The 1,381-nt window shown below is 29.0% G+C and carries 1 protein-coding gene; it reads left to right on the forward strand.

Annotation, left to right across the window (positions count from 1 at the left end; all coding sequences use genetic code 11):
- The first annotated feature begins 122 nt into the window (after nucleotides 1-122).
- Nucleotides 123-1,325 (forward strand): IS701 family transposase, encoded by a 1,203-nt coding sequence (locus NNC19_RS23415; RefSeq protein WP_310941098.1) that lies wholly within the window; start codon nucleotides 123-125, stop codon nucleotides 1,323-1,325.
- Nucleotides 1,326-1,381 lie beyond the last annotated feature (56 nt).

Genomic DNA, 1,381 nt, shown 5'->3' on the forward strand with positions numbered 1-1,381 from the left:
AACTATAATAGTGCAAAAATGCTTGAATAATTTTACAACTGAATAAAATAAAAAACATTTATGATAAATCCTTGTTATAATTGAGTTTGCACACAACAATGACAGCAAGGAGCTATACATAAATGTTTCAGAACACAATTATATCAAATGAATTATCACTATACAAATTTTTAAAGCAATTAAATTTTGATTTTTACTTAACTAAGCCTCAATTAAGACATTTAGAAAACATAATGAATGCTATGATATCAAAAGGTTATAACGGTAAAATTTCCGACATAGCGGAGCTTGCTCCTTCGAGACATCGAACTAGTATTACTAGATTTCTTTCAAATAGTAATTGGGACGAAAAACTTTTAGAAAGAGCATTAAAATCATATATCATAGAAGTTATTTGGGCTAAATCAAGAGAATCCAGACAGCCAATATACTTTATTATTGATGACACTATTTCTGAAAAGACAAAGCCCTCGTCAAAGGCTAAGAATCCAATTGAAAAGTGTTCATTTCATAATTCTCACTTAAAAGGTAAGAATGTATATGGTCATCAAATACTAGTTTCTTTACTATCGTGTGACGGATTAGTACTCCCATATTCAACTGATATCTATGATAAAGAATCTATGAGTAAAATCGAATTAACTAAAAAATTAATTGCAACACTTCCTAAGCCTGAAAATAAAGGCTATGTGCTAGCCGATAGTTGGTATAGTTGTAAGGATATTTTTAATGCTTCTGAAAAAGCTGGCTATAGTTATATTGGTGCTTTAAAAACTAATAGAGTTATTTTTCCACAAGGCCATGAAAGACTAGGAATAAAACTTCATAAGTTTGCCACATTATTAAATATTGAAGACTTTGACCTTGTCACCGTCAAAAATAAGCAATACTATATTTACAATTATGTTGGCAACTTAAAAGATAGAAAGAATGTTTCTATTATTTTAAGTTATCCTAAAGATGCTTTTCAAAAAGATGGAGCATTGAAAACTTTTATTTCCTTAGAGAAATCATTAGCACCGTTAGATATTTTAACTCAATATACCGACCGTTGGGCGATTGAACCATTTTTTAGAGATTGCAAAACTTACTTAGGACTAGATGGATATCAAGTAAGAAGTGCGAGAAGTATTAATAGATATATAATAATAATGTTAGTAAATTATACTTATTGCAAAATTTACTGTACTGATTCTCATCACTTTAATACTGGATATAAAGCTGCTAAGAAAGATTTAGAAAAATCCAAAGTAATATATATTTACAAAGCTGCCGCAAGCGGTACGCCGATAGAAGAAATTTTTGAGTCATTAAAAATAGCCTAAGAATCTGTTTTTCTATTCAACTGTAAAATTATTCAAGTAAAAATGCACTATTATAG

The sequence above is a fragment of the Clostridium sp. SHJSY1 genome (assembly GCF_031626875.1).
Lineage (GTDB): Bacteria > Bacillota > Clostridia > Clostridiales > Clostridiaceae > Clostridium.